Here is a 7,419-nt window from a genome sequence, read left to right as displayed (position 1 = left end):
GGCGGACCATTGACCGGGGGCAGACGAGGCGGGCGACGGCCACGGTGCGCACGAACTCGACCGGATCGATCTCGCCGTCCCGCTTGACCCGGTCACCCAGCGGCGTGCCGGCCACCGGGACCAGGGCATTGACCGGCAGGCTGTCGGGATGGACCGGCAGGGTGGCCAGCTGGTGCAGCAGGCTGGCGCGGTCGCGGCGCGTCTCGCCCATGCCGACAATGCCGCCGCAGCAGGTGCTCATGCCCGCATCGCGCACATGGCTCAGGGTCTCCAGCCGCTCCTGATAGGTGCGGGTGGTGACGACGTCGGCATAGTATTCCGGACCGGTGTCGAGGTTGTGGTTGTAGTAGTCGAGCCCGGCGTCCTTCAGCTGTTTGGCCTGGTCGGCCGTCAGCATGCCCAGGGTGGCGCAGGTCTCGAGGCCGAGCGCCTTGACGCCGCCGATCATGGCGGCCAGGCGCGGCAGGTCGCGGTCCTTCAGCTCGCGCCAGGCCGCGCCCATGCAGAAGCGCTGGGCCCCGCCGTCGCGCGCCGCGCGGGCCCGGGCCAGGACCTCGTCGGTCTCCATCAGCTTCTCGGCCTTGAGGCCGGTCTTGAAATGGGCGCTCTGGCTGCAATAGCCGCAGTTCTCGGCGCAGCCGCCGGTCTTGACCGACAGCAGCTGGGAAAGCTGCAGTTCGCTGGGGTCAAAATGGACCCGGTGGACAGAGGCGGCCTGGTAGACCAGCTCCATGAAGGGCAGGTCGAAAAGGGCTTCAACCTGCGGCAGGGTCCAGTCGTGGCGGGGCTCGGCGGCGTTGATTTGCGTCATGGCGCGCACGTTTGAACCGGCCGATCAGGCTTGGCAAGTCGTCGTCGCGGCCTCATAGGCGATGGAGCGATGTAGCGCGCGCGGGGTTAGGGTCTGATGATGGACCGCGAGATCGAGCTGAAATTCCTGATCGCGCCCGAGGCGGCCGACGGGATTCTGTCGTTCCTGCAGGGCGAGGAAGCGGTTCGCGCCCTCACGGCCACCTATTTCGATACGGCCGATCACGCCCTGCGCCGGGCGGGGTTTGGCCTGCGGGTCCGCGACGGCGAGGGCGGCCGCAAACAGACCCTGAAATCGGCCTCGGCCGGCGGTATCTTTGCGCGCGGCGAGTGGGAGACGGTGATCGCCGGGCCCGGTCCCGACGAGGCAGCCCTGGCGGCCACACCGGCCGCCGGCCTGCTGGGCGGCCAGGTCCTGGCCCCGGTCTTCACTACCCGGGTCGAGCGCCAGGTCCGGATGATCCGCCTGGGCGATACCGTCATTGAGGCGGTCGTCGACCGGGGCGAGCTGATCGCCGCGACCGGCCGCGCCGCCGTCTGCGAGCTGGAGCTGGAACTGAAATCCGGGCCGCCGTCGGCCCTGTTCGACCTGGCCCGGCAACTGGCCCACCAGGTTCCGCTGCGCCTCTCGCTGGTCAGCAAGGCCGAGCGTGGCTACGGCCTGGTCATGCCGGCCGAGGCCGGCGCGCCGCGCCGCACGGCGGCGACCCTCGATCCGGCCATGCGGGTCGGAGCCGCCCTGCAGGCTATCGGCCGCGAGGCCCTGTCCCACCTCTGCGCAGCGAGCGAGGCCCTGCGCGATCGCCCCGGCCCGGATCAGGTCCACCAGCTGCGGGTGGCGATCCGGCGGCTGCGGTCGCTGCTGAAGACCTTCAAGGCCCTGGCCAGAGACCCCGAGGCCCGCGCCCTCGACAGCGCGCTCGATGCCCTGGCCGGCGAGCTCGACGCGGCCCGCGAGCTGGATGTCTTCATCGCCGAGGTCTGGCGGCCGGCCAGCGATGCCGCCCCCTCCCCGCCGCTGGCGGCGTTCGGGCGGGCCCTGCTGGCGGCCCAGACCCGGGCCTATCTGCACATGGAGGCCGCGCTGGAAGGTCCGGCCGCCCGGGCCCTGTTGCTGGAGGCCGCCGCCTGGCTGGAGGCCGGCCCCTGGACGTCCGATCCGGCCCTGGCCGCCCTGCGCGACCAGCCCGCCACGGCCTTCGCCGCCGACCTGCTGGACCACCGCCTCGCCAAGGTCCTCAAGGTCGCCCAGCGGCTGGATGACCTCGAACCGGCGGCGCGGCACCGCCTGCGTCTGAAGGTCAAGACCCTGCGCTATGCCGTCGAGGACCTGGCCGCGCTGTTTCCCGACCACCCCCGCCGGGTCGAGCGGTTCCTGGCAGCGGCCAAGGCGGTGCAGGACACCCTCGGGGCCCTCAACGACCAGGCTCGCGCCGCCACCCTGGCCCATGAGGTGGCCGTCGCCCACGGCGATGCCGACGCGGCTTTCGTGGCGGGCCAGCTGACGGCTCCGCTGCCGGAGCAGACCGGCGTCGCCCTGCGGTCCGCCCGCAAGGCCCTGGACGCGCTCGGCGCGGAAACCCCCTTCTGGCGCATGACATAAAGATATCTTTATGCGTTAATTGCCCGGAAGGGCTCCCGGGGCTATAAGGCGGTCAAGACATCATCCGACCGCAGGAGCCGACCGTGGCCGACTATATCGTCAAGGACATCTCGCTCGCCGATTACGGCCGCAAGGAACTCGCCATCGCCGAGACCGAAATGCCGGGTCTGATGGCTACCCGCGCCGAATACGGCCCGGCCCAGGTGCTGAAGGGGGCCCGCATCGCCGGCAGCCTGCACATGACCATCCAGACCGGCGTGCTGATCGAGACCCTCACCGCCCTGGGCGCCGAAGTGCGCTGGGCCTCGTGCAACATCTTCTCGACCCAGGACCATGCCGCGGCGGCCATCGCCGCCTCGGGCGTGCCGGTGTTCGCCTTCAAGGGCGAGAACCTGGTCGAGTACTGGGAATATGCCCACAAGATCTTCGAGTGGCACGACGGCGGCTATCCGAACCTGATCCTCGACGACGGCGGCGACGCCACCCTGCTCTGCGTGCTGGGCCCCAAGGCCGAGAAGGATCCGACCCTTCTCGACAACCCGCAGAACGAGGAAGAAGAAGCCCTCTATGCGGTGATGAAGAAATATCTGGCCGAGAAGCCGGGCTTCTACACCGCCATCCGCAATGCCATCACCGGCGTGTCGGAAGAAACCACCACGGGCGTCCACCGCCTGTACCAGATGGCCGCCAAGGGCGACCTGCCGTTCCCGGCCATCAACGTCAATGACAGCGTCACCAAGTCCAAGTTCGACAACCTGTACGGCTGTCGCGAAAGCCTGGTCGACGCCATCCGTCGCGGCACCGACGTCATGCTGTCGGGCAAGGTCGCCGTGGTCTGCGGCTATGGCGACGTGGGCAAGGGCTCGGCCGCCTCGCTGCGCCAGGGCGGCGCCCGCGTCATCGTCACCGAAATCGACCCGATCTGCGCCCTGCAGGCGGCGATGGAAGGCTACGAGGTCCAGACCCTGCAGGACGTCGCCGCCAAGGCCGACATCTTCGTCACCGCGACGGGCAACAAGGACGTCATCACGCTGGACGACATGCGGATGATGAAAAACAACGCCATCGTCTGCAATATCGGCCACTTCGACTCGGAAATTCAGATCGCCGCCCTGCGCAACTTCAAGTGGGACGAGATCAAGCCGCAGGTCCACCATGTGGAATTCCCGGACGGCAAGAAGCTGATCGTGCTGTCGGAAGGCCGGCTGGTGAACCTGGGCAATGCGACGGGCCACCCATCGTTCGTGATGTCGGCCTCGTTCACCAACCAGACCCTGGCCCAGATCGAGCTGTGGACCAACCGCGCCCGGTACGAGAACCAGGTCTACACCCTGCCCAAGCACCTCGACGAGAAGGTCGCCTTCCTCCACCTGGAGAAGCTGGGGGCCAAGCTCTCGACCCTGCGCAAGGACCAGGCCGACTATATCGGCGTGCCGGAAAAGGGCCCGTTCAAGCCGGATCACTACCGCTACTAGGATCGCCTCACGGCGACCTGACAGGGCCCGCTCGCGGAAACGCGGCGGGCCTTTTTCGTTTTGGACGCTGTTCGATGGGCCCGACAGGGTCGCTGTGACGTTGATGGGGTGCCAGGAGCCGCCCATGTCCAGTGAACACGACGCAAAACTCGCCGCCCTGATCCTCGAGAACGCCCTCGGCTACGCCATTTTCACGATGGATCTCGACGGAAAGATCACCAGCTGGAGCCGGGGGGCCGAGCAGATTCTCGGCTACAGCCGGGCCGAAGCGATCGGTCTGCACTTCGGCGAGCTCTTCACGCCCCCCGACCGCGAGGCCCGGGCCGACCGGCACGAACTCGAGAACGCCAAGCAGCAGGGGCGCGCCGAAGATACCCGCTGGCATCTGCGCAAGGACGGCTCGCGGTTCTGGGGCAACGGCATGACCATGGGCATCTTCAGCCCCGAGCTGACCGGCCTGATGAAGATCCTGCGCGACGAGACCCCGGCCAAGCTGGCCGAGGACCAGCGGGTCCTGCTGCTCAACGAACTGAACCACCGGATCAAGAACACCCTGGCCACGGTCCAGTCGATCGCCGAACAGACCCTGCGGGCCGCCCAGGTCGATCCCAGGGTACGTCGGGAGCTGACCGATCGGCTGATGGCGATGTCCGATGCCCACAATGTTCTGGTCAACGAGAGCTGGGCCGGCGCAGACCTCGGTACCATCGTGCGACAGGCCGTGGCGCATCATGATCATCGGGGACACAGCCGGTTCAGGATCGACGGCCCCCTGGTCTGGCTCAGCCCGCAGCAGGCCGTGGCCATGGCCCTGGCCCTGCACGAACTGGCGACCAACGCGCTCAAGTACGGCGCCCTGTCGACGCAGGGCGGCCAGGTCGAGCTGACCTGGAACCTGGCGCACACCCAGCTGGGGGCCCGCCAGGTCAACATGCTGTGGCGAGAGCTTGGCGGGCCGTCCGTATCACCGCCTCGCCATACGGGCTTTGGATCCAGGCTGATCGCCCGCACCTTCAGTCAGGAAAACGGCGGGCAGGCGCGGATAGACTATCTGCCCCAGGGCGTGCAGTGCGTGATGCAACTGCAACTGTCGGGGGCCGATGAAGCGCCGGCCGAATGGTCCTCACTTGTCGCCGGTCAGGTTGGCGAACCCTTGGGCGAGGTCCTGGCCCAGGCAGGGGCCCCAAGGCCGTCTGGCCCCGAAAACGTGCAGGGTTGATCCCGCCGTGGTCGTGACGCCCTGTTCAAGACCGCCCTGCTCGGCTAAGCCGCTTGCATGCCGCTAGCCCTGATCATCTCCAGCCATGTCGCCGGCAGCCGCGTGGGCGCGTCGGCCCAGGCTGCAGCCCTTGTGCAGTTCAAGATCGACTCGATGGTCGTGCCGACCGTCCTCTTCGGCCGCCATCCCGGCTGGGGGATCCCGGGCGGTGCCCCGGCCCCGATCGAGGTCGTCGAGGGCATGCTCGACGGCATTGAGGCCAACGGGCTGTTTGGTCTGACCGATCTGGTGATCACCGGCTATTTCGCCACCGCTGCCCAGGTACGGGCCGCCGCGCGAGCCATCGACGCGGTGCGGGATGCGCCGCGCGAGGGGGCCGCCACCCGCAGGCCCTCGGTGATCATCGACCCCACCATGGGCGACGCCGGCAAGGGGCTCTATGTGCCGCAGGAGGTGGCCGAGGCCATCATCGCCGAGCTGATCCCCCGCGCCGATATCGTCGCCTGCAATGCCTGGGAGCTGCAGAAGCTGACCGGGGCCGATGCCCGCGACCCGCTGTCGGCGATGCGAGCCGCCCGCCTGCTGAACAAGCCCACCCTGGTATCGTCCGTGCACAGAGGAGCCGAAATCGGCGTCGTTCTGGCCGATCGCAAGGAGGCCTGGCTGGCCGCCCACGCGAAGGCGACGCGGGCCCCGAACGGCACCGGCGACCTGCTGACCGCGCTCTATGCCGCCTCGATCCTCGAAGGCCAGACCCTGTCCTACGGCCTGGCCCGGGCCGTCGGCGGCGTGGCCGAGACCGTGACGGCCGCCAATATCTGGAACGCCCCGGAACTGCCGATCGTGGCCATGGGGGCCCGGATCAAGCAGACCTCGCCCACCGTGCGCATCGAGCGCCTGGCCTGAGACCCGTTATGACCATCGAAATCACCGGAGTCTGCCCCGACCGCTTCGCCGCCGTGCGCGAGGTGTTCACCGCCAATTTCGAGGACGGCGGCGAGCTGGGCGCGCGCTTTGCCTTCGCCGTCGATGGCGAGGTGGTTATCGACCTGATGGGCGGCCATGCCGACCGCAAGCGCACCGTGCCATTCGGCCCCGACACCCTGACCGCCCTGTTCTCGACCACCAAGGCGGTCGCCGCCCTGATGGTGGCCCGCCTCGTCGACGAGGGCCGCCTGGCCTATGACCAGCCCGTGGCCGACGTCTGGCCCGAGTTCGCCCAGGCCGGCAAGCAGGACATCACCGTCGAACAGGCCCTGTCGCACCAGGCGGGCCTGTCGGGCTTTCCCGACGAGACCGATCCGGCCATCTGGTTCGACTGGGACGCTACCTGCGCCAAGCTGGCGGCCATGGCCCCGCTGTTTCCGGTCGGCTCGGCCAGCGGCTACCACCCGGTGACCTACGGCTATCTCGCCGGGGAAATCTTCCGCCGGGTCGATGGCCGCACGATGGGCACGGCCCTGCGCGAGGATCTCTGCGTGCCACTGGGCCTGGACCTGTGGATCGGCCTGCCCGACAGCGAGCACGACCGCTGCGCCGAGCTGATGCGGCCGTCGGCCCTGCCCAAGTTCGGCGAGATCAATGACGCGGTGAAGGCCGCCTTCCTGACCCCGTGGGCCGCGCCCGGCGGGCGCGGCACGGCCGACTGGCGGCGGGTCGAGATTCCCTCGGCCAACGGCCATGCCACCGCCCCGGCCCTGGCGCGGCTGATGGGGGCCCTGGCCTGCGGCGGCACGCTCGATGGTCGCTCGCTGATCACCCCGGCCGGCATCCGCGCCGCCACCGCCGAGCGCATCGTCGGCCAGGACCTGGTGCTGCCGTTCGTGATCAGCTGGGGCGCGGGCTTCATGCGCAATACGCCGAACTTCTTCTATGGCCCCAATCCCGAGACCTTCGGCCACTCCGGCTGGGGCGGCTCCTGCGCCTTCGCCGATCCGGCCCGGGGGGTCTCGGGAGCCTATGTGATGAACAAGCAGGGCAGCGCCCTGATCGGCGACCCACGCGCCGTCCGCCTGATCGAGGCGGCCTACGCCGGGCTTTAGGCTCCGAGAGCGCGTTCCGAAAAGTGGCAACCGGTTTTCGGAATGAAACGCGCGGGAAAACAGAAGACTAGAGCGGGTGATATGACGCCATCAAATCGCCCGCTCTAGCAGCAGCCCGGCCAGGCGCTCCTCCTGGCGGGTCAGGCGCGAGCGGCCGGGGTGGGTTTCCAGCGGGGCGGCTCGGCCGGTGAGCAGCCAGGCCAGGCCCTGACTCGAGTGCGGATCGACCCACAGGCCCGAGGTCAGGCCATAGGCGTCGCCGGCATGGCC

The 7,419-nt window shown here is 69.0% G+C and carries 7 protein-coding genes; 5 read left to right on the top strand and 2 right to left on the bottom strand.

The features are described from left to right. Positions 1–811 (bottom strand): biotin synthase BioB (gene bioB / locus DBR10_RS14935; protein ID WP_108489907.1); only part of this gene is annotated, 811 nt, incomplete at its 3' end. Between the two features lie 96 nt (positions 812–907). On the opposite strand from bioB, the gene DBR10_RS14930 reads away from it, so the two are divergent. The 5 genes from DBR10_RS14930 (at position 908) to DBR10_RS14910 (ending at position 7,149) form a co-directional block, all read left to right on the top strand. Further along, positions 908–2,413: a CYTH and CHAD domain-containing protein gene (locus DBR10_RS14930; protein WP_233243425.1), complete on the top strand. Its 1,506-nt coding sequence runs from the start codon at positions 908–910 to the stop codon at positions 2,411–2,413. An 83-nt stretch (positions 2,414–2,496) separates the two neighbouring features. Continuing rightward, positions 2,497–3,888, top strand: coding sequence for an adenosylhomocysteinase (gene ahcY, locus DBR10_RS14925; protein ID WP_108556473.1), 1,392 nt, complete (start codon positions 2,497–2,499; stop codon positions 3,886–3,888). Positions 3,889–4,012: 124 nt separating this feature from the next. After that, complete coding sequence (locus DBR10_RS14920; protein WP_158273167.1) at positions 4,013–5,107, top strand: sensor histidine kinase; 1,095 nt, start codon at positions 4,013–4,015, stop codon at positions 5,105–5,107. Between the two features lie 57 nt (positions 5,108–5,164). Continuing rightward, positions 5,165–6,013 (top strand): pyridoxal kinase, encoded by an 849-nt coding sequence (locus DBR10_RS14915; protein WP_108506328.1) that lies wholly within the window; start codon positions 5,165–5,167, stop codon positions 6,011–6,013. A gap of 8 nt (positions 6,014–6,021) precedes the next feature. Then, positions 6,022–7,149: a serine hydrolase domain-containing protein gene (locus tag DBR10_RS14910; RefSeq protein ID WP_108556472.1), complete on the top strand. Its 1,128-nt coding sequence runs from the start codon at positions 6,022–6,024 to the stop codon at positions 7,147–7,149. A gap of 90 nt (positions 7,150–7,239) precedes the next feature. On the opposite strand, the gene DBR10_RS19135 is transcribed toward DBR10_RS14910, so the two are convergent. After that, a partial coding sequence (locus DBR10_RS19135; protein ID WP_199225350.1) for a hypothetical protein occupies positions 7,240–7,419 on the bottom strand: 180 nt, incomplete at its 5' end.

The organism is Caulobacter sp. HMWF025 (assembly GCF_003060965.1).
Taxonomy (GTDB): domain Bacteria; phylum Pseudomonadota; class Alphaproteobacteria; order Caulobacterales; family Caulobacteraceae; genus Caulobacter.
Note: the sequence above shows the minus strand (reverse complement) of the source record. Positions and strands in the feature narration are given on the sequence as shown.

Coding starts and splice junctions, on each gene's coding strand:
- DBR10_RS14920 (WP_158273167.1), top strand. CDS start 4,013: ATGTCCAGTGAACACGACGCAAAACTCGCCGCCCTGATCCTCGAGAAC.
- DBR10_RS14910 (WP_108556472.1), top strand. CDS start 6,022: ATGACCATCGAAATCACCGGAGTCTGCCCCGACCGCTTCGCCGCCGTG.
- DBR10_RS14915 (WP_108506328.1), top strand. CDS start 5,165: ATGCCGCTAGCCCTGATCATCTCCAGCCATGTCGCCGGCAGCCGCGTG.
- DBR10_RS14930 (WP_233243425.1), top strand. CDS start 908: ATGATGGACCGCGAGATCGAGCTGAAATTCCTGATCGCGCCCGAGGCG.